Source organism: Enterococcus sp. DIV0802b (genome assembly GCF_050543535.1).
Classification (GTDB): domain Bacteria; phylum Bacillota; class Bacilli; order Lactobacillales; family Enterococcaceae; genus Enterococcus_D; species Enterococcus_D entomosocium.
Window position 1 is genome coordinate 2,867,587 of sequence record NZ_CP172941.1, and the last position, 25,344, is coordinate 2,892,930.

At 41.7% G+C, this 25,344-nt stretch carries 23 protein-coding genes; 1 reads left to right on the forward strand and 22 read right to left on the reverse strand.

Annotated elements, in window-relative coordinates:
- Nucleotides 1-23: 23 nt before the first annotated feature.
- The 14 genes from IGJ12_RS13405 to IGJ12_RS13470 form a co-directional block, all read right to left on the reverse strand.
- Nucleotides 24-1,364, reverse strand: a complete 1,341-nt coding sequence (locus IGJ12_RS13405) for a hypothetical protein (protein ID WP_430617458.1) — start codon at nt 1,362-1,364, stop codon at nt 24-26.
- Nucleotides 1,365-1,520: 156 nt separating this feature from the next.
- Nucleotides 1,521-1,862 carry a PTS lactose/cellobiose transporter subunit IIA gene (locus IGJ12_RS13410; RefSeq protein ID WP_061053195.1) on the reverse strand — a complete coding sequence of 114 codons (342 nt, stop codon included), beginning with the start codon at nt 1,860-1,862 and terminating at the stop codon, nt 1,521-1,523.
- A gap of 1 nt (nt 1,863) precedes the next feature.
- The gene (locus IGJ12_RS13415; protein WP_034872120.1) at nt 1,864-2,163 is read right to left on the reverse strand and encodes a PTS sugar transporter subunit IIB; all 300 of its coding nucleotides are present in this window, start codon (nt 2,161-2,163) and stop codon (nt 1,864-1,866) included.
- 28 nt (nt 2,164-2,191) lie between these two features.
- Nucleotides 2,192-3,457 carry a PTS sugar transporter subunit IIC gene (locus IGJ12_RS13420; protein ID WP_034872121.1) on the reverse strand — a complete coding sequence of 422 codons (1,266 nt, stop codon included), beginning with the start codon at nt 3,455-3,457 and terminating at the stop codon, nt 2,192-2,194.
- A 15-nt stretch (nt 3,458-3,472) separates the two neighbouring features.
- Complete coding sequence (locus tag IGJ12_RS13425; RefSeq protein ID WP_008380628.1) at nt 3,473-4,258, reverse strand: tyrosine-protein phosphatase; 786 nt, start codon at nt 4,256-4,258, stop codon at nt 3,473-3,475.
- Between the two features lie 3 nt (nt 4,259-4,261).
- Nucleotides 4,262-6,142 (reverse strand): BglG family transcription antiterminator, encoded by a 1,881-nt coding sequence (locus tag IGJ12_RS13430; RefSeq protein WP_430617461.1) that lies wholly within the window; start codon nt 6,140-6,142, stop codon nt 4,262-4,264.
- 244 nt (nt 6,143-6,386) lie between these two features.
- The gene (locus tag IGJ12_RS13435; protein ID WP_005234088.1) at nt 6,387-7,412 is read right to left on the reverse strand and encodes a LacI family DNA-binding transcriptional regulator; all 1,026 of its coding nucleotides are present in this window, start codon (nt 7,410-7,412) and stop codon (nt 6,387-6,389) included.
- 3 nt (nt 7,413-7,415) lie between these two features.
- Nucleotides 7,416-9,542, reverse strand: coding sequence for a glycoside hydrolase family 65 protein (locus IGJ12_RS13440; RefSeq protein WP_430619116.1), 2,127 nt, complete (start codon nt 9,540-9,542; stop codon nt 7,416-7,418).
- A complete protein-coding gene (locus IGJ12_RS13445) occupies nt 9,529-10,365 on the reverse strand; it encodes a carbohydrate ABC transporter permease (protein WP_016612747.1) in 837 nt (278 codons plus the stop codon). The genes IGJ12_RS13440 and IGJ12_RS13445 overlap by 14 nt, the downstream gene beginning before the upstream one ends.
- A gap of 5 nt (nt 10,366-10,370) precedes the next feature.
- Nucleotides 10,371-11,279, reverse strand: a complete 909-nt coding sequence (locus IGJ12_RS13450; RefSeq protein ID WP_008380619.1) for a carbohydrate ABC transporter permease — start codon at nt 11,277-11,279, stop codon at nt 10,371-10,373.
- 61 nt (nt 11,280-11,340) lie between these two features.
- Nucleotides 11,341-12,618 (reverse strand): sugar ABC transporter substrate-binding protein, encoded by a 1,278-nt coding sequence (locus tag IGJ12_RS13455; RefSeq protein WP_430619117.1) that lies wholly within the window; start codon nt 12,616-12,618, stop codon nt 11,341-11,343.
- A gap of 11 nt (nt 12,619-12,629) precedes the next feature.
- Nucleotides 12,630-14,957 carry a glycoside hydrolase family 65 protein gene (locus IGJ12_RS13460; protein WP_430619118.1) on the reverse strand — a complete coding sequence of 776 codons (2,328 nt, stop codon included), beginning with the start codon at nt 14,955-14,957 and terminating at the stop codon, nt 12,630-12,632.
- A 50-nt stretch (nt 14,958-15,007) separates the two neighbouring features.
- The gene (locus IGJ12_RS13465) at nt 15,008-15,301 is read right to left on the reverse strand and encodes a hypothetical protein (protein WP_005234082.1); all 294 of its coding nucleotides are present in this window, start codon (nt 15,299-15,301) and stop codon (nt 15,008-15,010) included.
- On the reverse strand, nt 15,279-15,692 hold the full coding sequence (locus IGJ12_RS13470) for an RDD family protein (protein ID WP_005234081.1): 414 nt from the start codon (nt 15,690-15,692) through the stop codon (nt 15,279-15,281). Before IGJ12_RS13470 ends, IGJ12_RS13465 begins: the two co-directional genes overlap by 23 nt.
- A gap of 229 nt (nt 15,693-15,921) precedes the next feature.
- Here IGJ12_RS13470 and IGJ12_RS13475 point away from each other — a divergent pair, with 229 nt between their 5' ends.
- Nucleotides 15,922-17,136, forward strand: coding sequence for an amidohydrolase family protein (locus tag IGJ12_RS13475; protein WP_430619119.1), 1,215 nt, complete (start codon nt 15,922-15,924; stop codon nt 17,134-17,136).
- A 112-nt stretch (nt 17,137-17,248) separates the two neighbouring features.
- On the opposite strand, the gene rbsK is transcribed toward IGJ12_RS13475, so the two are convergent.
- The 8 genes from rbsK to IGJ12_RS13515 form a co-directional block, all read right to left on the reverse strand.
- The gene (gene rbsK, locus IGJ12_RS13480; RefSeq protein WP_430619120.1) at nt 17,249-18,157 is read right to left on the reverse strand and encodes a ribokinase; all 909 of its coding nucleotides are present in this window, start codon (nt 18,155-18,157) and stop codon (nt 17,249-17,251) included.
- Between the two features lie 4 nt (nt 18,158-18,161).
- Nucleotides 18,162-18,656 (reverse strand): GNAT family N-acetyltransferase, encoded by a 495-nt coding sequence (locus tag IGJ12_RS13485; protein ID WP_430619121.1) that lies wholly within the window; start codon nt 18,654-18,656, stop codon nt 18,162-18,164.
- A 4-nt stretch (nt 18,657-18,660) separates the two neighbouring features.
- A complete protein-coding gene (gene dcuC / locus IGJ12_RS13490; protein ID WP_005234077.1) occupies nt 18,661-20,031 on the reverse strand; it encodes a C4-dicarboxylate transporter DcuC in 1,371 nt (456 codons plus the stop codon).
- A 12-nt stretch (nt 20,032-20,043) separates the two neighbouring features.
- Complete coding sequence (rihC, locus tag IGJ12_RS13495; protein WP_301388211.1) at nt 20,044-20,964, reverse strand: ribonucleoside hydrolase RihC; 921 nt, start codon at nt 20,962-20,964, stop codon at nt 20,044-20,046.
- A gap of 140 nt (nt 20,965-21,104) precedes the next feature.
- Nucleotides 21,105-22,118: a LacI family DNA-binding transcriptional regulator gene (locus tag IGJ12_RS13500; RefSeq protein ID WP_008380606.1), complete on the reverse strand. Its 1,014-nt coding sequence runs from the start codon at nt 22,116-22,118 to the stop codon at nt 21,105-21,107.
- 151 nt (nt 22,119-22,269) lie between these two features.
- The gene (locus tag IGJ12_RS13505) at nt 22,270-23,079 is read right to left on the reverse strand and encodes an alpha/beta hydrolase (RefSeq protein ID WP_008380605.1); all 810 of its coding nucleotides are present in this window, start codon (nt 23,077-23,079) and stop codon (nt 22,270-22,272) included.
- A gap of 10 nt (nt 23,080-23,089) precedes the next feature.
- Complete coding sequence (locus IGJ12_RS13510) at nt 23,090-24,556, reverse strand: alpha-L-fucosidase (protein WP_086372346.1); 1,467 nt, start codon at nt 24,554-24,556, stop codon at nt 23,090-23,092.
- A complete protein-coding gene (locus IGJ12_RS13515) occupies nt 24,553-25,209 on the reverse strand; it encodes an SGNH/GDSL hydrolase family protein (protein ID WP_005234072.1) in 657 nt (218 codons plus the stop codon). The genes IGJ12_RS13510 and IGJ12_RS13515 overlap by 4 nt, the downstream gene beginning before the upstream one ends.
- Nucleotides 25,210-25,344 lie beyond the last annotated feature (135 nt).

Below are 25,344 nucleotides of genomic sequence, written 5' to 3' on the forward strand. Positions count from 1 at the left end.
AAGACAGTGTCAGTTAACGACGCTTATACTTTTGTTTTCTTTAGTTGCCGATAAAATACCACCAGTCCACCTACTAGCAAACAGAGTACTCCTGCAATCGAGCCCCATTTTGCTGGCTCTAAAAAGCTTTGGATCCTTGAGGTCTGATTCGTTGCCGTCGTTCCTGATAGCTGAAACAAGAAAGCCAGCGGCTGATGTTCAAAACGAAGAATAATAAATAGGAGTGTCATCAAAAGAAATTGATGTACCAGACTCCCTTTGCTTTGTGTGGCATACTTGGCCAAGCTCTGCTGTTCAATTGCTTCCGGTTTTGCCGCCAAATACTGTTTCGTGAGCCATTGATTCAATCCCGCATTAAAGAAACTAATGACAAATAAACTTATTGGGATCAAAAGATCGCTGCTAAATAGAAGAACACCAACCATCAATCCAAGCAAATACGCCGGTACTAACTGTTTTTCTAGCAAGCGTGCGAGTTTTCCTCCGAGAAACATTGCGCCAAAAAGGCCCAGTGCATAAGGCAAGTAAACGTGAGTACTAAGCGCTTGTGCCCCAAATCGACCGGTAACATAGACCGAGCCGAAAAGAAAAAGAAAGTTACCGATCACTCCCCGAATAAAGGTGAGGATGTTCAAGTGAAGCGGCTGTTTCCACGAGCGGCTGCGTTTCGTTAAAGTGATCAGCAGCAAAGCAAAGAGAAACAAGAAGCCAGTAATCGCCCACTCAAACAGGGCATTCGACTTGATCAGCCTGGCTGCTCGCAAGCCAAACAGTAAGAGAAAGAAAAAGAAATACAACAAAAACTGCTTGTTGAATAACTGGTTGCGCTGCATCAACGGTCTTTTTGGGAGGTTGTTGAAGGTTTGACTACTCTTAGCTGCCAGCACAAAGAGTGCAAAATAACTGCCAAATAGGCCAACGCCTTGAAGGTCATCAGGCAACCGTAAGGCAAACAGTAAAACAAAAAGAAAGAACAGCGCCTCCTTCCAATCATTTTTCAGCGGCTGTTCAGTGAGCTTGGCTTTTTGTCGTACCATCAGATCAGCTGGCGGCAGCCAAGAAGCACTGATCCCCAACAAACCAGCAGCTGGCAAGAGTGCCACGCTCCACCAAGTGCTCAAGATACCTACCAATGCGCCGGCGCCGCCGATCAAGACACTGGCTGCTAACAATGATGGTGCAAAAAGCGCCGTAAGCGTCTGTAAGAAAAAGACCCCTGTCATGCGAAAGGTATAAAAGAGCGCAAAGGCTAATGCTGCACTTAGCGACTGCTCTTTGCTCAAAGATAAGAAATAAAGATACGGGATGATCGTGATCGTATTGCTGATGATCAAAAGTGCGGTATGGGATTTTAAAACTTTCATCGTCCGACTCCTTGCCTTGATTTAAAGTTCCATCTTTCTTCTATCCTACACTTTCAAGCAATCCTGTCAACTTGCGTGCCAAATTTAAGCAAAAAGAAACCAAGTGTATTGTCAAAAGACTGACACTTCGTTTCTTTTTCTTATTGCGATTTTCGGCTAGGAGCCAGTAGACTGAATCGTTTGCTTAATTGCCTGAATTTCTTCATACAACCCTTGAAACTCTTTTGCAAGCTCACTCATGATGTCTGCGCTCATCAAAAGATCTTCCGCATGACTTAATAGTAAGGACATCCAAACTTTGTCCCCTTGAGCTTCTTGTTGAACTAACTTCCGATGTGCCAAATGGGCTTCATGATAGTGTTCTTTTCCTTTTTCGATTGCTTGCAGTGCAGCCAGATTCTGGGCTTCTCTTCCTTTTTGAATACTTTCAAAAAAGCAACTTCTTGCCATACCCGCTTGCGAGATAATCTGAAAACAAATTTGTTCTTTTTCTTCCATTCTACTCTCCTATTAGTTCAAGTGCTTGTTCCAATGCTTTTTTTCCATCCATCATGCCATAGGTGCGCATGTCGATACTGGCTGCTGGACAAGCAACTAAGCCTTGGACTTCATTTAATCGGTAAGAAACTTGCGGTCCTAACAGTACGCAATCAGCATCTTTTGCTGCAGTCGTGACAGATTCAATGGAGAACGCATCGATCGCCACCGCTTCTCCTTTTTCTTGCGCTGCTTTCTTCATATTATTTACTAAGACGCCAGTAGACATGCCGCCAGCGCAAACTAACACTATTTTTTTCATCATTTTTCCTCCATTTTCTCGTTATTTGTTACTCAACGACTGCCGCTTGGGTTTGCAGATTCTTTTCTTCAGCTAGTGCTGCTTTGTCTTGCAGACGCATAAAAGGGATGTAGATGATGATACATAAGACAAATTGGATCAATTGTGCAATGATCCCTTGCCAGCCATTCACTAAGAAGCCACCGAAAATAATCGGAAATCCAGTTGGGATATTGACTCCATTGTGGTAAGGCAAAAAGCCGACAATTGTTAAGAGATATGCTGACAACACGGAAACAGCCGGTGTTAACATCAAGGGAAGCAGCATTCTGATATTCATCACCTGAGGAATCCCAAATTTGATTGGCTCAGAAATACCAAACATGGAAGGGATCAATCCAATTTTACCAACAGCTTTTAGTTGCTCTGATTTGCAGCCAAAAATAGCCAGTAAAGCGACTGCAAATGAACGAGCCCCGCGATTGTTCAAAATAAACCCAATCGTAAACAGATGTGGTAATGCTTGGCCGGCACTGTACGCCGCCAGATTATCAAGCCCTGGTTGGTAAAAGACCAACATCAAGATCGGATAAACAGCCAACACTCCGTGAATGCCAAAGAACCAAAGAAATTCGATAAACGCCACAATGATCATACAAGCAAAAATATTCGCTCCTAATAAGGTCAATGGAGCTTGTACCCAAGTATAGATCATATCTGTCAGCGTGCCGTAAGGAGTTGCCGCCATACCCACGTAAATGATGCCCATAATGGCTGAAACAATAATTGCTGGCACGATCGCTGCAAAGGATTTGTTGACGATCGGCGGTACCGAATCCGGCATTTTGATCATCAAATTCTTCTGTACACATAAAATGTAAATTCTGGCACCCAACAATCCGCCAAACATGGCGACAAACATCCCACCGGAGCCAAGGGTCGACAACTCCATCGTACGGGTTTCTTCTAAAGTCGAAATCGGACTCAAGATCAAAAATGATACCAAACTCATGATACCGGCATTTAGTTGATCCGCATTTAAATGCTCGGCTAATTTATAGCCAACTAGAAAGGCGACATAAACGGAAACGACATCGATCGTCATCGCGTTGACTTGGGTTAATAATGCTTTCAAACCAATTTGTTCCATTATCTGTTGCGTTGCCCCAATGTCGATCGCATTGATCAAGGAGGCAATGGAACTGATCATCATGACGGGCATTAAGCCCATCATTGCATTGGCAATGGCTTTCATATAAATATTGTTTTGTACTTGAACGGCTGCAGCTAGTATTTTATCTTTCAGTGTATTCATAAGGTCCTCCTTCACTTAATCCCGCAAGTATTTATCTTTAAGTAGCTGGATTTTCTGCTGTGAAAAACCCAGTTCTTCTTTTACATATGTTTCAATCCCCCCATGAGCCTCAATCAAATCCAAAGCGGTTTGTAAAAAACACCGATCAGCTTCTTTGAAGTATCGCATTGCTGCCACAAAATCGGGGTTGTTCGTTTCTTCTTGTATCTGCTTGAGACTCTTGGTATTTTTCTCCCTTTTGTACTCGTTGGTCAGCAGGTAATCTTCCATGACCTCTTCATAACTGACACCCAACAGTAACTGAATCAGGGCAACGCCATACCCGGTGCGGTCTTTGCCACCACGGCAGTGCTGAACCACTGCACCTTCAGCTTCCAAATGAATGGCCAATACTTCTTTGAAAACGGTCTTGCATTGACTGTTTTCAACAAATTCATAATTTTGCCGAATCATCAATTCTTTTGCAACTTCGGCGGTGATTTTTTCTGCAGAAAGCGCCATTGGCTCCCCTTCTTCTGAAGAAGCTAAAGCAGCAATATCAGCAATTGGCGTCAAATAAAGTATCTGAGCATTCCCAATGGGTTTGTCTTCATTGTCTGCTCTTTCTTGGGCATTGCGGTAGTCAATAATTTTCTCAATTCCCAGAGCTGCTAATTTTTTCTGATCGGCTTCTGTCAATTTGCTCAATTCGTCTGAGCGATATAGTTTTCCAGTCACTACGTATTTGCCCTCTTTGGTCCGATAGCCGCCAAAATCGCGAAAATTATACGCACCTTCTAAGGTTACTTTTTCATTTGTCATACACTACTCCTTTAAATAATTAATGAACGTCATAAAGTCCGTTGTCGCAGCTAGTTTGTTTACTTTATCCAACGAAGAACATTGTTTGATCAAATGATCATTCAGCGGTTTCACTTTTAAGTGATCTTGTTCAGCAATCACTAATAAGAAAACGAGACGAACCGTCTGTTTGTACCAGAACACTGGCTTTTTCAAGTTTGCAACGGCAATCACCGTTTCTGCACCAATCAGCGCATTGGGATGAGGGAAAGCGACTGACGGCAAGAAATCGGTTCCAAAAAAGGCTTCTCGTTCAAAAACCAACGTTTCAAAATTCTCAGGCATTGAATACTGTTCTTTGATTTGTTGGCATAAAAAATGCAACACCGCTTCTTTTGTTTCAAATTCTTGTTCACAGATGAATAACGATTCCTTAAAGTAGTTCAAAAGCACTTCTTCTGTGAAGATAGCGGCCAATGCGGCTTCGATCTTTTTGATCATATCCGGTTGCATAAAATAATCAACATTCATAACAGGAATCGTTCCTTCGTAAGGAAGTGGAATCGAAGAAAAGATAAAATCGAACTCCTGCTCTTCGATCATTTGCAAAAATTCATAAGGATTGCATACCGTGACTTTCTTGATATAATTGCGAAAATAAAACTCAAATTTCTCTTTAAGGAAGGTATTGGCCGCTCGGCCGAGGTCATTGACCACTAAAATATACTTGCGCTGTGTTTGCGAATCTTTCTTATTTAAAGCCACATCAAAGTGCATCGCCAAATAGCTGAGTTCATGATCACTGACGGTCTTTTCAAATTGCTTTGCAATGACTTGACCGGCAATAATGGCTAAATCATAAGCGACATTACAGTGTACCTTCACCTCATTCAACAAAGGATTTTTCAGCTCGATCCCCAATTCGATCCGATCGATCAGCGGAGCAAAGTGCAACATCAACATCGTTTGCAGATCCAAGTCCTTACTGAAATCGATTTGGCGGCTTTCCTTGATCGCTTTTAAAATTTTGCTGACCAATTCTGCTGCTTCATCTGAAACAGTCATCTTTTCATTTCTAGGGACTACTCGTTTGCCAACGATTTGCCCTAAAACATAATTTCGCTCGTATTCGGTAAAATGTACAGCACACTCTTTTTCAATTCTGGCGATGATTCGCTCTCCTAGTAATGTCTGCTCATCATTGGTCCTGCCGCTGATCGGTAGGTTTCGATCTAAGTAGCGGCCGCTTTGCATGCGTAAGACAGCGATCGCTAAATGATTCACCAGATTGTTCAAAATAGCCTCCGACATGGGGTAGGCTTTTTGCGAAAACTCCGACGAAACGATCGCTTTTATCTGCTGGTGAAGAAGCGACGGTGTATCTTCGCTGATTGTGCCCTCTTCTAACTGCTTGATATGGGTTCTTTGCAAATAATTACTAGCCATAAACCGTCTCAAGTCAAATTCGCTACCGCTAAGTTTCATTCCGTAATACGGCTTCGTTTGAATGGATAGCTGGTAATGGCTTAGTATCCGTCGCAGCTTTTTCAATTCTTGAGATAGCTTACTCTGAGAAATGAATAAGCGTTCGCAAAGCATTTCGGATTTAATATACGTTTCTTCTTGAATAAAGAATTCAATAATTCTAGAAACAAAGTCGTCATTGTGGGACGCTTGTTCTTTCCTTCGCTGAAAAGCTTCTTCGTTCGTTATTTGTAAATACAACCCACTCCCTTTTTTCGCTTGAATCATACAACCGTATCGTTCTTGATGCTGGTTGATTTCTTCTGCATAACGGCGAACGGTTTTTCTGCTAACACCCAACTCGGCAGCAGCCGCTTTACTCGTCATAAAACCGTCATGCTCCGAAAGTGTTCTTAACAACAATAGGCTTAATTTTTCCATCTCTCTCTCCCTCGCTTACTAGTTTAGAGTCAAACCCAAGCAACCTCCATAGGTATATCTTCCCTTTCATTAAGGGAAATTTCTACAAGAAGTTGCTTGCCTTGTGCTTTGCTTCTTATGAAAAAAACGAATGGTCGTGACTTTCACTTTGTTGTTGCCACATATGACCGACCAATTTGTTTGAGTTTTCTTCTCCACAAAAAAAGACATGATCTTCACTCAATGAAGGTCATGTCTTTTTTATTTAGCGAACCTCGCTGATTTTCTCTACCGACTGTCGCACTTTTAATTGATGGGGACTAATTTTTCGATGGCTCGTTTCTGCTTGATTGGTGATGATGTCTGCTAGTAATTCAGCTGCTTCATAACCGATTCGTTCCATATCTTGGGCAACGGTTGTTAATTCAGGCGTTACGTAGCTAGCCAAAATAATATCATCGAACCCGATGACCGAAATATCTTCAGGAACCCGCAAGCCCATGTCTTTGATTCCTCGTATCGCTCCGATTGCCATAATATCACTAGCACAGAACAGTGCAGTGATTTCTTGATTATTTTCTAACAGATTTTTACAAATCAAATAGGCAATTTCTTCTTCATAGTTGGCGTACTGGATATACGACTCATTCACTAACAAGCCATGCGCTGCCAAAGAAGCGCGGTAGCCTTTTTCTCTAAGTTCACTGACATTGGCATCACGACTCCCGTTGATCATGCCAATTTGTCGATGATTATTGGCAATCAAAAAATCCACAGCTTCTTGCGCCGCTTTTTCATTGTCAATCGAAACCAAGCCGATCTTAGGATTGTCGATTTCCATATCAATCAGAACTGTCGGCAAAGAGGTTTGCTGTACTTCCTGGTAGTAAGGATCGGTGGTTTTTAACCCTTGGATCACTACACCAGTGATATTGTGCTCATTGCAGAACTGACTAAACGTCTTTTGCTTTTGTTTCTCAGTACTTGTCCCATAAAAGACAAACTCAAAATCTGACTGATCCGTATAACGATAGACCCCATTCAACACTTCCAAAGGCATCGTTGATTTTCGGTTGAAATTCAACTCATTTAAAATCAAGGCGATGGTTTGTTGTTTCTTCGAAGACAGTGTCCTTGCTGCCATGTTTGGGGAATAGTCTAATTCTTTCGCTATTTTTAAAATTTCTTGCTTGGTTTGTTGGTTGATATCACTATACCCGTTAAAAACTTTGGATACAGTCGCTATTGATACACCGGCTGCCTTTGCCACATCGCGAATCGTTGTTCGCATTTGCTATCTCTCCTTTATCCAAATACCACCATCAGTCTTCGTAGCGAACAATTGGGTTGTCTCCGCTAACTGACAGTCAATATCGCGATCCTTTAAACTGATTTTAACAGGTTCTCCTTGATAAAAGAGCGTAAATTTTAGTTCTTTTATTTTCTGTGGCAAATGATTCGCTAATCGCAGGCCTTGATCGTAATACAACCCTGCAAAACCGTAAATCAAGCTCAGCCAACTTCCCCCCATATTTGCTGCGTGAATGCCATCGACAACATTTTTTTGGAGATCCGTTAAATCCATCAAAGCCGTATCCATAAAATAACGATAGGCTTTTTCAGAATCCCCAATTCGACTCGCCATCACGCTAAAAATAGAACGAGACAAGGAGGAATCATGCGTCGTCACTTGTTCGTAATAGTCATAATCTTTTTTTAATTGCTCAAGACTGAAGTCTCCTGTATAGAGCATTTGGGCTAAAACCGTATCGGCTTGCTTACAGACTTGATGTTTGTAGATGACCATTGGATGATAATGCAGCAGGAGAGGATACTTTTCAGCAGGTGTAGTTTCAAATGGCCAGACTGCTTGTTCTAAGAATCCATCGTCTTGCTTCGTAATCCCTCGCTGTTCATCGTAACCAAAGTACATTAAGTCGGCTGCTTGCTGCCAAGCACTAATTGTTTCTTGGTATTTACCATACCGCTGTGCTAACTCAATGGCATAATATAGATTATTTTGAACCATTTTATTCGTATAAAAATTATTATTAACAAGGGCACTGTACTCATCAGGTCCAGTCACTCCATTGATGCAAAAGGCAAGTTTGCCCTCTTTTTCTACTAGATCGCCATAGCTCAACCAGAATTTCGCCGTTTCAAAAACAACTTCACTGCCAACCGTTTCGATGAATGCCTGGTCGCCAGTCACTCGTTCATACAATTGGAATGCATAAACGATATCCGCATTGATATGGACTTGGGCAGTTCCCGCTGGATAATAAGCACTCGTCTCATTTCCATCAATTGTTCGCCAAGCAAACAAAGCACCCTCTTGGCTTAGCTCCTGCGCCCGTTGTTTGGCTTGCGGCAAGATCTTCCCGCGATAGGAAAGCAATGCCTTGGCTATTTCAGGGTTCGTGAAAATAAAAAACGGCAACAGATACATTTCCGTATCCCAGAAGTAATGCCCTTCATATCCCTCGCCAGTCAATCCTTTGGCTGCGAAATTTGTTCTGCCGTCTCGCCCCGCACCTTGATTCAAATGAAACAAATTGAACCGAATGCCTTTTTGAAGAACTGGATCTCCTTCGATTTGGATATCACTTGCCGCCCAAAATTGCTGATAACTTTGTTGCTGCTCTTGCAAGAGAACTTCAAAATCGGCTAACTCTTGGTTAAAAGGTGTTTCGTGATTTTGATTATCTTCAAGTAGTTTCATTTGGAAAACCGTCGTAAGCGTTTCCTCTGCTTGTACTTGCTTTTCGCCATTGATCACTCGAATTGCTATACTTCGTTGACTATTTTCAGCAGTCCAAATCGCATAATCCTGATAATCAGCTTTTCGTAAGTGATGTGCTTTACTGGCAACCCGAGGATCATCTGTTTGAACAATTGCTGCTTTTTGTTCTAACGGATGTGTCATGGAAATTGGCTCTGAGAAATTGGTGTTCTTAATTTGATACTGACAGACGTAGAGTTCACTTCGTGTCATAGAGGCAAACGACTGCATCACCAATTCAAAAGTTTTACCTAGTGGCGTTACTACTTTATAGGATTCATCCAACACGCCTTTTTCCAAATCCAAAGTCATTTGTATAGGCTTTACTTGCCATTCTGAAGCACTAGAGTCCTCGTCACCAATCTGTAAACGTACGCCTCTTAGATTCGGCAGCTTGATGATCGTCTGATGCTCTTTGGCATAGCCGTATGCCCATTCACCGTATTGAATCGGCTCACTATCAAAAAAACCGTTAACAAAGGAGCCCGGATTTCCCCCGTAAAGCTCATTAACTTTTAAAGGATGCCCTGCCCGCACGCCAATTTGACCATTGCCAACTGCAAACAATGTTTCTAAGTATTCAGGGGTTTGATGAGAAAGTTCCTGTGCTCTTACTTTAAATGAATCATTTTTCGCCATCCATTCGCACTCCTTGTAAGAAATATTTGTTGAACAGCAAGTAAATGATCACAATGGGAATGATCGTGATCACACTTGCCGCCATCGTCTGATCCCATCGTACACCACCATTTCGACTTTGGAAAGTCTGCAACCCTAGAGTCAAAGTATATTTACTTGGCGTGGTCAAATAGAGCATTGGTTTCATGAATTCGTTCCAAAAGCCCATAAAAATAAAGACAGCTTGTGTTGCGATGGATGGTTTTGCTAATGGCATCACGATACGAAAGAATGTTTGAAATCTGCCGAGACCATCGATTGCCGCAGCTTCTTCCACATCTTTTGGAAAAGATAAAAAGAATTGACGCATCATAAAGATATTCCCGATGTTGATCGCAGCTGGTAAAATCAACGCTGAAAAACTATCTAACATTCCTAGATTCATCAAGATTAAGTAATTTGGAATCAACAAAACCTGAGCTGGCACCATCATCAATGCCAAAAACCCATAGTAAATTCGTTCACGCCCCGGAAAATTTAATCTTGCTAAGGCATAACCTGCCATCGTATTTAATAAAATATTGATGGTCGTTCCAATAACGGATATAATCACGGAGTTTAGAAACCAGCGCATAAACAAAGAAGAGCGCCCCAAGACATATCGAAAATTGTCTAAAGTAAACTCATTGGGGATCAAACTCATATCCCCAGAAACAATTTCTCTATAGGGTTTGAAAGATGCAGCAATTGCCCAGACAAAAGGATAAAAGGTCAGTACTGCATAAAGAATCAAGATCGTATAGAGCAAGATCTTTAAAATTTTTGTTTTCTCTTTTCCTCTCACGTACGTTACCCTCTTTCTTTGTTCAATTTTTCTGCTAAAAGTGACGTGATAAAGATAATAATTGCTAAAACGATCGCTAATGCTGCCGCATACCCCATCGTGTTCATTTGTCCAAAGGCGTATTGGTAAATCATTAGTGACAAGGTCAGAGTCGAATTGTTGGGTCCCCCTGATCCGTTCGAGAAGATATACGCCTGGTCAAACATCTGAAAGGTACCAATGATCCCCGTCAGCAGTACATAGGTAGTGATTGGGCGTAGATAGGGAATCGTGATATACCGTAATTTATCCACGGTTGTCGCACCATCGATCTCTGCTGCTTCGTACAAAGAATGAGGCAGATCAACTAAAGAAGCCAAATAGATCGTCATATAATAAGGCACGGTCGACCAGATATTCATTACCATAATCACTTTCAACGCATAGGCCGGTTCTTGTAAAAAATTGATTGGTTCTGAGTAAAATCCTAAATTCATAAATAAGTCATTGACTGGACCGTAAATATTAAAAATAAACATAAAGATGATCGTCAATGCTGAACTAGAAGTTAAAGTTGGCAAAAAATAAACCATCCGAAACAGTTTCTTCCCCTTGATTCCTTTGCTGCTTAAAATATACGCGATAATCAAAGCAAAAATCGTTTGTAACGGAACGACGACCAAGGCAAACGTGGCCGTATTTCTAAGAGCGATTCGCGCTTTTTGATCGGTGAAGATACGTAAATAGTTTTCTATCCCTTTAAAAGAAAATGTATTGGTAAACAAATTGACGTCGTTGAAAGATAGATAAAAAGCAAAGAGAACAGCTAAGACGAAAAAGATTCCTACGACAATGATTGCTGGAGCCAGAAAGAGCCACGCTTGTCGGATTTCTTGCCATTGGCTTTTTGTATAGTTAGTTTTTTTTCGTTCCATCATGTTGTCACCTTTCCAAAAGAAAAGAGAGAGGAGTTCCTCTCCCTCGTTCAAATTCAGACTAGTTTGCTGTAATATCTGCGTTCGCTTGTTCATCAGCAGCTTCCATTGCTTCTTCAAAGGTCATGTTTCCATTTAAAGCATTCGGTAAAAAGTTTTGATAGGCTTTGTTGATCGTATCTAAAGTGGTGCCCTTTTGCCAAATCGTTGCATAATCCCAAGCCTCTAGGTGAACATTCAAGTCACTGTTTTCTGTGATTTTGGCCGCATCTGCTACATCTTGACGACTAGGTAATGTCCCGGTTCCTTCAACCCATGCTTGCATACCGCTTTGACCAGTAGCGTGTTGAATCCATTTATCTGCCAAGGCACTTTTTTCAGTCCCAACATATTTTCCCCAACCGACAGAAAACATCATTGACCCTTCCGTTCCTTTATACGTTGGCATTTCTTTTACAACAAAAGGAATATCAGGAAATTCTGTCTTAAGTGTCTCATACACCCAGTTTCCTTCATCCATGATCGCAATTTTTCCAGAACCAAAAGCTTCGCCGTTCCAACCTGTTCCGATATCTTGCGGTGTAACAGCTGCTTTCGTATCGACCAACTCTTTTAAAATAGAAAGATTATCAACTACTGCTGGATCAGCCAAATTAGCCGTCCCATCTTCATTGATTGGTTGAGCATTTTCCCGCGTTGCAAGATGATAGTTGCGAGCCATATCTTGGTTATAGCTCATGGCAAAAACATTTCCGTCACCATACGCCTCATTGATTTTTTCTTGGAACGACGGCAGCCACTCAACATACGCTTCAAGTGTGTCTGGCACTTCATCGATCGACACACCCGCTTCTTCAAAAATCGCTGTATTGAAATAGAGTGCTAAAGTTGACATATCTTTGGGAACAGCCTGCAGTTGTCCATCCGAAGTCGTAAAAGCATCGATCAAGCTATCATAAAACTGCTCACTTTCAAAATTAGCCGGATCCAGCTCTGCAAGTGTGCCATTATCTGAGAACCATGGGAACATATAGGCATCCACGTAAAAGACATCTGGTGCCGTTCTACCAGCCATGTCAGCTTGAATTTGGGTATTATAATCGGTATATACTTTCTTTTCAACTGTTGCACCCGTTGCTTCTTCAAAAGATTGGATCATCTCATCCAACGATTTTTCTTCTGCCTCGTTGCCACCCCAAACACCGATCGTTAACGAATCCCCTGTGAAATCCGTCTGATCTGTCGAACTACTGGTGTCTTCGTTTCCCCCACAAGCTGCCAGCACCACTGCTGCAGACAATAGAAGCCCTGTTCCTACTACTTTTTTCCATCCAGTCATTTTATTTCCCCCTAAAAAGTGATTTTGATTTGTTCTTCAAGCAGATAAACCTTATCAAAAGCGATAAACTCAATCGCTTGCTCCCCATGGTTGGTGACCGTAAAACCTTCCTGTGTGACCTCAATCTTTAATGGCTGTTGGTGCCACATAATACCAAATTCAAGTGCTTCCCAAGCCTTTGGTAAATGTGGTTCGATTCTTAACTGGCCGTCTAAACAACGGACACCACCATAGCCGAAGACCGTCATTTGCCAAATACCGCCGAGTGATGCTGCATGAATCCCTTCATTGGAAGACAGCATATTTTCTCCCATATCAATGTTGATTGCTTGTTGAAACAAATCATAAGAAAGTGCTATTTCCCCTAAATCAGCAGCGAGGATGGCATGTGTCGATAAGGATAAGGAAGAATCATGCAACGTTTTCGGCTCATAGTAATCCCAATTCAACCGTTTCTCTTCTTTTGGAAAAAGGTTCTCAAATAAGAACAAGAGCAAAAGAACATCCGCTTGTTTCGAAACTTGCATCTCGTTGACCTGTTCTAAGTTATACTCATGGAACAGTGTGCCTACTTGCGAATCATTTTTATATTTCGTGAGATCGATCTCTTTTTTCGTCAAATAGGTATCGTCTTGCGGGATGATTCCCGCTTCATTCGGTTGCGGTAAATAAATAGCAACTACTTTTGCTTGCCATTCTTGATAAGCTTCATTTAATGGTAATTTTTCAGCTAGTTTCGTAAATTGTTCTGGCTGGTTCTTTTTCAACTCTTCATACAATGAAATAGCTAATTGAATGTTCCAGTGCGCAGTATGATTCGTGAAAGCATTATTATCGACATGCTCCTTATATTCATCTGGTCCGACTACGTCTAAAATTTCAAAGCGCTGGTTTTCTTCGGACCACTCTAAACGACTCGCCCAGAAGATCGCCGTATCAAAAATCACTTCATAGCCTTTTTCCCATGCAAATTGTTGATCATTCGTTACATCAATAAATTGTTTGATGCCGTAGGTGACATCGCTGGTAATATGCTGTTCAATAAATCCTGACCAAATTTTCGTTGGTAAGCCCGTAAGGATATCCGCAGCGCCCCAAACTGGCGTAGTCTCACCATCTTCAGGCCAAGCAGCTTCCCACGGAAATTGGGCGCCTTGATAGCCGTTCTCAGTAGCTTTTTTATGGGCACCAGCCAAACCTAAATAGCGATAAGTCACTAATTTTTTGGCGATTTCTGGGTGTGTGAAGGTAAAATATGGCAGCATAAAAATCTCTGTATCCCAAAAGGTATGTCCTTTGTACCCTTCCCCAGATAGGCCTTTGGCACCTATGTTCATGCGTTCGTCATGGGCTGGTGTCATCACATGTAGATGATATTTTGCAAAATGAATCGCTAATTGATCTAGTGTGTTCTCTGTCTTGATTTTGATTGGAAAGACGGACCAGACTTCTTTGTCCCATGCCGCTGCTGAAGCTTTTGCTAATTCCTGATAGCCGTTTTTGCGAATCTCTTTCAGCTCTTCAAGGGCAATCTTCTTCAAATCTTGTGGTGTCTTTCCTAAATGCTCTTTATCGATCGTGGTATAAACAGAAGAAAACTTCTCAAGCTTCAACGTCTCATTAGGTGCCAAGGTTTGCCAGTAACGATTGTAGATTTTCCGTCTTCCCATCTGGATCCGCTTCTTGGTTCCATCATAGCAATCTTCTGTTTTTTCTAGATTATGTGCTGTCGAAAGAACAAAGGTGATCTTAGATTGAGTGGTCTTTGGCATCATTTGTAAGAAACGATTTTCTGTTAATGATTTGTCACCTTCAGTAAAATGCTGCGAGCCGCTATTTGTCTTTTGTCCGTCAATACCAGAAATAATTTCCAACGTGACTTCTTTTCCTAAATTTTCGACCAGCACTTGTTGCGCAAACACATGCTTTTGGGCAAAGGAAACACATCGCTTAAAGGTAAGTTCGACATTAATCTGACCATGTTTCCATTGAAAGGAGCGCGTGAGTTCCCCAGTTCTCAAATTTAAGACACGTGAATAGTTTGAATATTTGCCTTTTGATAAATCTAATCGTTCGCCATCAAAAAGGAGCTCCATTCCAATCATATCCGGCACATTAGGAAGCTCAGTCACTTCATTTTCGTCGAATTTATTAAAGGTTCCTGCAACAAAAAGATTACGCGTTTCGCCAACATATTTCTCTTCTGTCACAGAGCGCATCCCCAGATACCCGTTGCCCAAACACATGATGGCTTCTGCTTTGCCTAACCATTTTGTATCAAAGGTCTTTTCCGTAATTTTCCAAGGGTCTTCTTTTAAATACTGCATCGCTGTCTCCATTTTTTCCTCCTATTTCTTCAGAAAACGTTTTAGTTTCTTTCAAAAATTTTTTATTTATAAAAATAGTTATTGGACCGAAACAAAAGTACAATCAAGCCCATGAAGTAACTACCAATTACTAGGACAATTGCTGCGTTAAGAAACACCCATCCTACGATCAAGTGGAGTGGCGCATAGTAAGCATAATCTCTAATTATTTTTGCGGCTTGGTATTCGTTTCGCCACTTCCAAGCAATAAGACTCGCACTAGCCCAAGCAAAAATAACTAACAAAAGTAGCGCTTGTGTATTGATCTCCAATAAAGGATTCCCTGTTAACAACTCATCGAAGGAGGTTTCGTTCATACTGATCATTCCCCTGTTTCTTATTGAACCCCACTACACTTTGTCCTAAAATGTCGTGTAACGTTTTTTTCGTACCTAGATAGAGGAAGAAAGAACCAGTGAAAAACAACCAACCGATCATTGGTAAAAAGTAGAGCAATTTTGCTACTTCCCTCATTCCTACAGTTAATAAATTACGTTGATTCGTAAAAACAACGAGTTTCGCAAAATGTTTGCCAATCGTTTTCCCCTCAAAACTACTCAAACAAATCATGTTGTAGACCACAAAGAGAAGTTGTGGCAAGACAATCGTTACTCCAGCAGGTACCATTAGGAGATAGCTAAGCATGGTACTTGGTAAAAAAATGATCATGCAATCAATCAAAAATGCTAGCAATCTTAGTAACAGCATATTTGTCCCCCTTTTTTCGAAAACCTTTTCGTTACATCCACATATTACCAGACATCTTTTCTCTATTCAAGCGTTTTCATAAAAAATAATTTTTATTTTTTCCGATTTCCTAATGGAAAATCGCGTAAATACTAAAACGTTTTAGATTGTCTGTTTTTTTGCAAGCGATTTGGTTGGGAACCAGCTTTACTTGTGATACCATGAAGCAAATACGAAAGAAGGCGATTTCTTGGATTTATGGCTTACAAATGTACAACTTGAGACGAGTTATTTAAAAGAAGGCGATTGGTCTTATGGAACCAAAACAGAAAATACAGCAATCGGGATCAATGATGGAAAAATAGCGGAGATCGTGCCGATGACCGAATGGCAGGCATCAAGCGAAGCGACAATCATTGATGGGGGAAATCAGTTATTGTTGCCAGGATTGATCGAAAAACATTGTCATTTGGACAAAAGTAAATTAGGTACTCCTTGGCGTCCAGTAACGCCGGCAGCTAGCTTGGTGGAACGATTTGAAACTGAGATTCCCCAATTAGATGCCTTGCCGTTATCGATCAAAGAACGCGGACAAGCGCTGATCGATTTAGAACTGCCTCATGGTGCGGTGATGTTCCGCTCACATATTGATATTGAACCAATGACTCAGCTGCGTTATTTTGATGCGATTACCGAATTAGTTGCCGAACAACCTTTTGGCTCGGAGTTGGTCTTATTCCCACAACATGGCTTATTGCGCTCAAATGCTGCTTCTTTGATTGAAGAAGCCTTAGCAACGGGCAAAGCATCTTTTATTGGCGGTGTTGATCCTTATACACTCGATCAAGATTACCAGGCTTCCTTACGGACAACTTTTGAACTTGCTCAAAAAGGACATGTCGGGATTGACCTCCATCTTCACGATCGGCAAGAAGCTGGCAGAGCGACCGTCAAAGAAATGATTCGTTTGACGAAGGAATTCAATATGCAAGGAAATGTGGCGATCAGTCACGCCTTTGGTCTAAATGACTTTGAAGGCACAGAACGCAAAGAAGTCTTTCAAGCCTTAGCAGATTTAGAGATCCACATCATTTCAAGTATTCCCATCAGCCCTGGCACGATTCCACCGCTTAAGGAATTGCAAAGCTATGGCGTTGCTGTTCATATTGGTTGCGACAACGTCTATGATTCTTGGTCTTCTCTAGGAGATGGTTCTTTACAAGAAAAACTGGCCCGCTATTTAGAGATTTTTGCCGTCAAAAGTCAGGAAGACTTGACGCAAGCATTAGGTTTAGTCACGGATGGCAAAGTCCCGTTGGATAAAAACGGTGTGCAGCAATGGCCTAAGGTTGGTGATTCGGCTGATTTCTTACTGACACCAGCTACTTGTACGGCAGAATTCGTTGCCCGTAAAGGCTTCGTCAGCAAAAGCTTTTATCAAGGAACAGTTGTTTTCACCGCATAAATCTTACCTATATAAAAGGCATCTGCGCTTCTTTTTAGAGGCGCAGATGCCTTTTTTCAGGAATAGTCGTTTGCTAATTGTACATAGCCTTTCAGGTAAATGAATCAACCTGCTACTTCATAAACTCTTCTATTTCACTTCTTAGTGGCATTCCTGTTTGAGCCCCCAGCTTTTGAACGGACAGACTAGCTCCATTATTCGCCATAGAAACGGCTTCATAAAAATCGGCTCCTTCCCCTAAAGCTGCTGCCAAGATGCCATTAAAGGTATCCCCTGCACCGGTAGTGTCTACAACTGAAACTTTGTTCGATGGAATCGTCACAACTTGTGACTTTTCTACAAATGTTACCCCTTTGCTTCCTCGTGTGACAACGATTCGCGTGGCATATTTTTTTTGCCAATCAGCAATGACCTGCTCAATTTCGTCTTCCAAAATGGCCTCTTTACCGATCAAAGCGGCAAATTCCGTTTCATTTGGTGTCAAAATATCAATATACGGCAGGAGTTCCGGTACGATTTCATTGTAAGGAGCAGGATTCAAAATCGTTAGAACTCCTTTTTTCTTGGCAAGAATCAATGCTTGTTTGATTGTTTCCACAGGAATTTCCAGTTGAGTAAGTAAGATATCCCCTTGTGAAAGTTCACTGATTGTTTGCTGAACGTAGGCTTCATCGATCAGTCCATTCGCACCGGGGACGACAGTGATACAATTATCCTCTGCTAATTTAAAAATACTCGCAATTCCTGTGAACATATTTTTTTCACGGGAAACAGCCGATAAATCGAGAGCTTCTCTGCTGAGGTGCTGAAGAACCTTTTCCCCAAAAGTATCTTCCCCGATTTTCCCTAAAAATTTTGTTGATGCACCGTAACGAGAAGCTGCCACTGCTTGATTTGCTCCTTTGCCCCCGACAAAATAATCAATTTGCTCCCCAATGATCGTTTCGCCGATCCTCGGCATTCGTGTTGTCGTGATCACGATATCCATGTTCACACTACCTAAAATCGTTATCTTACTCAAAAAATCACCTATTTCTCTTGAATATATAAAAAGGACCAAAGGCTTCCCGACCCTCAATGGTCGTTTCACCAACCTTTAAAAACCCTGTTTTTACAAATAATCGCTGCATGGGCAGATTGGTATGATTTGTGATTGAAAGAAGTGTTTCCCCTTCATCACACTGTTGTTCCAAACAGCTTCTGATCCACTGGCGGCCAAAGCCTTGCCCCGCTTGAGATGGTCTCGCAACGAGTCGCTGAATCGTTCTTATCCCATGATATTCTTTGCTACAATTTGACAATGAGTCAACTGACAAAACACCGACACTTACAATGTTTTTATTTTCATCCTTCAACACCAACAGTTCCTTTTTCTCGATATCCTTCGCTAAGATTTCTAGGGAGGGATAAGTATCAGTCCACTGGTAGATTTTCCTTCTATTCATCTGCTGCTTTGCTTCGATGAACAGTTGAAAAATCTCTGCTAATTCTTGCCGTGACGCCCTTTGTAGTTCATCCATGACTCTAGTAAGGGAGCAATACCAACGACAAAATGACCACTGCTATAATCCCAACGATCGTTGGAACGCTGGTTCGTTTCAGTAACCGAACAGGGCTGACGTCGATTGAAGAAGACACAATCATAATTACAGCGGCAACTGGTGAGATCGTTCTGCCAAGATTGGCGATCATCTGCATTGGCAAGGCGATCAAAATCCCGTCAATTCCCGCTTTAGCGGCAATATCGGGAATCAGTTCAATCACAGCGTAAAACATCGCCAATCCTCCGCCACTCAAAATACCGAACAATGCGGTTGCGCCGCTGAATATCAATGCCGTTAACACGCCAGCAGATTGAGAATTTTCTACCGCACTCATTAGTGAATCAATCACTCCTAAGCTTTGGATAGCTGTGGTAAATAATGATCCACCCACAACCAACATGACTACTTGACTAAACCCTTGTCCCATTCCTTTGAATAGTTCCACTGCACTTTCTTGCGCGATTTTGAAAGATTTCTTTCTCAAACATTCAATCAGTAATGCGACAAAAAAGGAAATCATCGTTAGGACGAAAATATCCATTGTTACACCTTCTTTGAATATACCGATTATACCAACGATAATGATCAACACCAAAGGAAGGAGTGGTAAAATTGCATAAAATCCAGGAACAGCCGTTTCTTCTGACTTACTTTCAATTTCTTTTAGTTCTACAAAGGCATCTTTGCCTTCTTTTTTATCACAATACGTTTGCCAAAAGTAATGAACAATGGCCATGATCAGCAATGTTGGGATGGAAATTTTCGCATGGTACAGAACATAAGTTAAGATGTTGTAATTCAATGTCTGAGCCGCAATCACATTATCCGCACCTAATGGCGTCGGCATGATCGTGGCAGTCATTGCGATAACACCGGCTGCTGTTAAGGAAGAGATACCAATCCCTTGAAGCAGTGGATAAAGGATTGCCATCAAAATTATTGCCAAACTAGATGCACTTGGGACGACTAATGACATCAAATTCCCTAATAAGAAAACGATCGGAATAAATAATGCCTTAGACTTGATTTTGGTCATTGGCTGAACCAGGATATTGACAGCTTTTTGATTGGCACCAATGAGATTCATATAACCTGAATATCCGAATAAGATCATGATCACTAGACCAGCAGAACTTACTTGAGAGATGATCGTATCTTTAAGCTTTAAAAAAATATCGAATAAGGCCAAGCCAGTCCCTTCGCCTTCTGGGTAAAGCGGATTTCCTAAAGCAACGGATGCACAAAGCAAGACAAGTGCCCCAATAATCAAAATCAATGCTGGATTATAACTCTTAATAATAAAATATCCGACGATCCCCAAAACAACGAGTACTAAAATCGCTTCTATCATTTCTTTCCCCTCCTATTTACACTTGCTGATTGCCTGTAAAAACCATTCTTTAAAGAGCGCTTCATCGATATCGACACAAACACGGCAATTGTTTTTCTGCTTCAGACGATTGTTGAGATCGACAATTGTCGCACCTGCTGTGTAGGCTCCTTGTGTTTCGATCGCAACAAAAGTCTCTTGAACAGTGAACATCTCTGGACACAAAAGATAAGCGATCGCACAACTGTCATACATTTTCAGCCCCGTGCCAAAACTGCCACCACGGTATTTTTTGAATAATTGAACCATCATATCTCCGGTTTGATTCATTTCTTTGATTTTTGCGCTGTCTTCTGGGTAAACAAGCGCTTTTGCGCCCACATCTAATGGTGCTACAGAAAGTGGTAAGCCGCTCTCAAAAACAATCGTTGCAGCCTCGGGGTCAATCGCAATATTGAACTCTGACAATACACCAAAGTTTCCTCTGCCTAAGGCTCCGCCCATTAAAACGATCTCATCGATTTTTTCTTTGACTTCTGGATAAATCTTAAGCAAAAGAGCAATATTCGTTAGAGGACCTAATGCGACAATTGTGATTTTTTCTTTATTCTTTTTGATCGTTTGATACATCGTTTCCACAGCTGAAGTTTCCAGCAGCAATGAACGATCTGGTTCTGGAAATGAATAGCCGGCCATTCCTGTGACCCCATGAACATCGCTGGCATCTTTGACTGCTCGCGTTAGTGGCTGAGATGCACCTTGTGCTGCTGGAATCGACAAATCCCAAAAGGAAAGCAGTTTCAGTAAATTATTGGTGACATGTTCAATACCGACATTTCCGGCCACTGTCGTGATCAACTTGACCTCCAAGCCTTCACTAAATAGAGCAATTCCCAACGCAACTGCATCATCGATCCCCGGATCCGTATCAATAATGACTTCTTTTTTTGACATACGTATTCTCCTCTCACCTTTGATAAAACGTTTTATCATTTTTCTAAAAAAAGCGAACATCTGATAAAGCGTTTTATCTAATGTTCACACAAAGAATAGCATCGTTTTAAAGCGCTGTCAATAGTAAAAAAAGAGTTTCGCTAGGAAACTCTTTCAGTCACACTGTTCTTTTTTATCAATCTAGGTGTCAATTGGACGTAACGTGGCTTCTGTCCGCTGATTGCATTCATCAAGGCAAGAACCGTTTTTTCACCTAAATCATTTACATCTTGTTCCACAGACGTTAGAGATACTTCTAAAAGATCATTCAAAACAAGATTGTCGTATCCTACGATCGAAACATCCTCTGGAACCTTGATTCCTAGTTCTTTGGCACGCTTCATAATTCCCAATGCAATCAAGTCGTTGCCAGCAACAATGCCGGTTACATCTCGGTTTTTTAAGAGAATGTCTGCTTTTTCATAGGCGTCTTCAAATTGGAACTTTGTTACCACATGCCAACTGTCTTTTCGTTGGAGATTGAATTCCTTCAGCGCATCTAAATAGCCTTGGTATCGATACACACAATTGATATTTTTATCAGGGTTCATCATCGTACCAATCTTTTTGTGTCCTTTTTTTATTAGCTCACTGGTAGCAATGTATCCCCCATGCCGATTATTATAAAAGACTTGATCGACCTCAAAGTTATCTATTCCTCTATCAACCAAAACGATTGGAACCGAAAGATTCTTCAATCGTTCTTTGGTTTGTACCTCATCCGCGTAGGATTCGGTTGAAAGGGCGATGATCAACGCATCAACGTTGCGGTCAATCAGGAGCTGAATCAATTCCTTCTCAACGTCAACTTTATCATCTGAGTTGACCAAAATCAGCAGATACCCCTGTTTTCGCAGCAAATCTTCTAAGACCTTGGCCAAGTTGGCAAAAAAAGGATTGTTGATATCTGGGATGATCAGTCCGATCGTATTGGTTTTTTTCAAAACCAGGCTTTTAGCCGCAGCATTCGGCGTATAATTGTTTTCTGCCGCCAAGCGCTTGATTTGCTGTTTTTTTTCTTCTGTGATCCGAATCGGTTTGTCATTTAACACTTGAGAAACGGCTGCGATCGATACACCTACTTCTTTTGCAATGTCTTTTAATCTGACTTTCACTGAATACCCCTTTCGCTTTCCTAATTTTGTAAATGAACCAAGCACTCAATCTTATGTTTTCAGTAAATCCTTTTTATACTGCTGAAAAAACGGATTTGAGAATTAGACAAAGATGATTGATTAAAGATTATACTGTTTTTTTGAATTCCTCTTAGATGTTCCACCTCACCCAATCAGCAAACAATTCTGGCCAACGGACAACCGATGCTTCGATCCCGTGTTGATTGCCGTTGGCGGTTTCCGGTGTTCCTAAACTTAGTCCATGACCACCGCGAGGGAAAATGTGCAGCTCATAAGGTATATTAAATTTGCGCAGCTGTTCGGCAAAAAGGAGGCTGTTTTCCGCCAAGACTAATCCATCTTCTAACGTATGCCAAAGAAACGTCGGCGGTGTCTGTTCATTGACTAAAGTCTCTAAAGACAAAGCGGCTTTTTCTGTTTCATAGCGATCTGCTAATAATGAACGGAAGGAATCTTGGTGCCCAAGTTCACCACTAGATAAGACCGGATAACTCAACAGTAACCCGTTAGGTCGCCATTCTTCATTGGCTCCTTGTAAAGCCTCTGCTAGAAAAGGTTGCTGCCAAGACACACCCAGATTAGCAGCTAAGTGACCACCAGCTGAAAAACCGGCAACAATGATTTTTTCAGGATCGACGTGCCAGACCTCATGATTGGTGCGCACAAGACGAACGGCAGCCGCCAATTCCTTTAAGGCTAACGGATAGACAGCCGGTTTGATACTATAATGCAACACAAAGGCTTGGAAACCAAAGCTCATCATTTTGATGGCGATGGGTTCCGCTTCGCGATCAGACAACATTTCATAGCCGCCGCCAGGACAGATGATGACCGCTGGTCGAACACGATCTGGTTCCATTTCAGGAGAATTTTCCATGACATACGTGGTTAAACTGGCTTGGCTTTCTGGTAAAAGTGCGGTTCTTTTTTCATGTATCACGGATTGCGCCTCATTTCATTGTAATTTTATAGACGATTGGTTGGTCGGTTTCAATTGGTTCAAAAGTTAGTTGCAAGCCTTCATCGGTCACTTGCCAATCAATAGGCTGTTCTTCGTGTCCTAGAATCGTCACGGTTTGGATGATGCCGTGAAATTCTGGCAAATTTTGATCTTTAGACTGGGCCAGTGCTTGGATCCTTGCGTGTCCATTCTCAGGACTTGCCATGCCAATAGCATACAACGAATCCCCCTGAACCGTAAAGCGGAAATCCTGGCTCGTGTATGTCGTCGCCTGTGCCTCTTGAAATTGGCCTGAGACAACGGTCGTGGGTCCTTCCCCGGCTTTGCGCCATGGTTTCGCTTCATAAATGGCTTCACCGTTTACATCCAGCCACGCACCGATTTCTTTTAAGATCGTTTGATCTTTTTCTGGGATCGAACCATTCCCTTTCGGCCCGATATTCAAAAGAAGATTGCCATTTTTACTGACGACTTCGATCAAATCCTGTAAAATCTCACGCGTTGTTTTGTAATCCAACGTTGTGGTATAACACCATGAATTGCGAGCGATCGCTGTATCTGTTTGCCAGTAAAAAGGTTGTGGTTCGGCAAATTTTCCCCGTTCGATCTCCACAATACCACTACCAAACATCATGGCATCGTGTTTGTAGCAGATACCAACTTGTTTGCCCCATTCAGCCCCACGATTGTAATAGTAAGCAGCGAAAACTTGCAGGTGCTCCTTGAAGGCTTCGTGTTGGATCCACCAATCAAAATACAGCAGCTCTGGTTGATAGTTGTCGACGAGTTCACAGGTTCGCAGTAGCCAATCATCTAAAAACTCTTTTGAGGGATATGGCTCGCTATACAAATCTTGATTATCAGGTTCTGGCATAGCAGGCCAATAAAAGTCGCCTTTTGCTAACGGTTCCTTGATGTCGCTGTCAAATTCCTTACCATGTCCCATGAAAAACCAATGTTCGGCACGATGAGATGAGGTGCAAAAATGCAGGCCTTGTTCCTCAGCTGCTTCTTTTAATTCCGCAAGAATATCTTTTTTCGGTCCCATAACTGCCGCATTCCATTCAGAAAGCTCGCTTTTGTACATCTGAAACCCATCGTGATGTTCTGCAACGGGAAAAAGATAATTGGCACCGGCTTGTTTGATCAGTCGAATCCACTCATTTGCATCGAATTTTTCTGCAGTAAATATGGGAATAAAGTCTTTGTAGCCGAAGTTTTTTTGCGGACCGTAGGTGTTGATATGGTGATCGTATTCCGGATGGTCTTTGATGTACATATTTCTGGAGTACCACTCGTTATTAAATGCAGGAACACTATACAATCCCCAATGAATGAAGACCCCAAATTTTGCTTTGGGGAACCATTCCGGTAGAACAAAAGCGCCCAAAGATTGCCAATTTGGGAAAAAGGGGCCTTGATGCGCGACTTGGTGGATCGTTTCTACTGTGATCATGGTCTTTCCTCCAAAATACCGACTGTTTCCAGCCATGTTTTTGCAATCAACACATGTCCTGCAGTCGACGGATGCACACGATCACTGCTTAAGACATAGGATGACTGATAAAGCAAAAAATCATCAAACTTTTCCTGCGTATCTCCTAAAAGGATACCATACTCTTGCGCTACTTTAGCAAGCACGTGTTGGTAGTTGGTAAGCATTTCTCTTAGTGGATCTTCTTTGTTGGCTTCAACCATAAACGGGGTCAAGAGAATCATTCCTTTGACACTCGGTAATGTCTGAGCGATCAAATCACGCAACTCTGATTCAAATCTTTCAATCCCCACCAGTTCCGTTTGAGCAAATGTGCCATCAAAATGCCGCCACACATCATTTACACCGATCATGATCGTTACCCAATCTGGTTGAAATGCCAATACATCATCCTTCCAACGCTTCTTCAAATCGACGACTGTATCTCCACTGATGCCTCGGTTAACGATCATTAATTCCATTTGTGGGAGTAATGCTGTGGTATAGGCGTTGATCAGATGAACATAGCCGTCCCCCCATGACGACCATCCCGCAGGTATCGCTTGATAATTTCGATTACTATCTGTGATCGAATCCCCCATAAAAAGCAGACGATCTTTTTTATCCACTATCATTGTTTTCCTCCTTAAAGAAAGAAGACTGATCCGCTGGTGCTGGATCAATCTTCTTAAGTGATTGCTTAACCAAACGCTGTTTACTCACTTTTGTCAAGGAACCGTTGACCAACCATTTTTATGATTCTTTGTTTT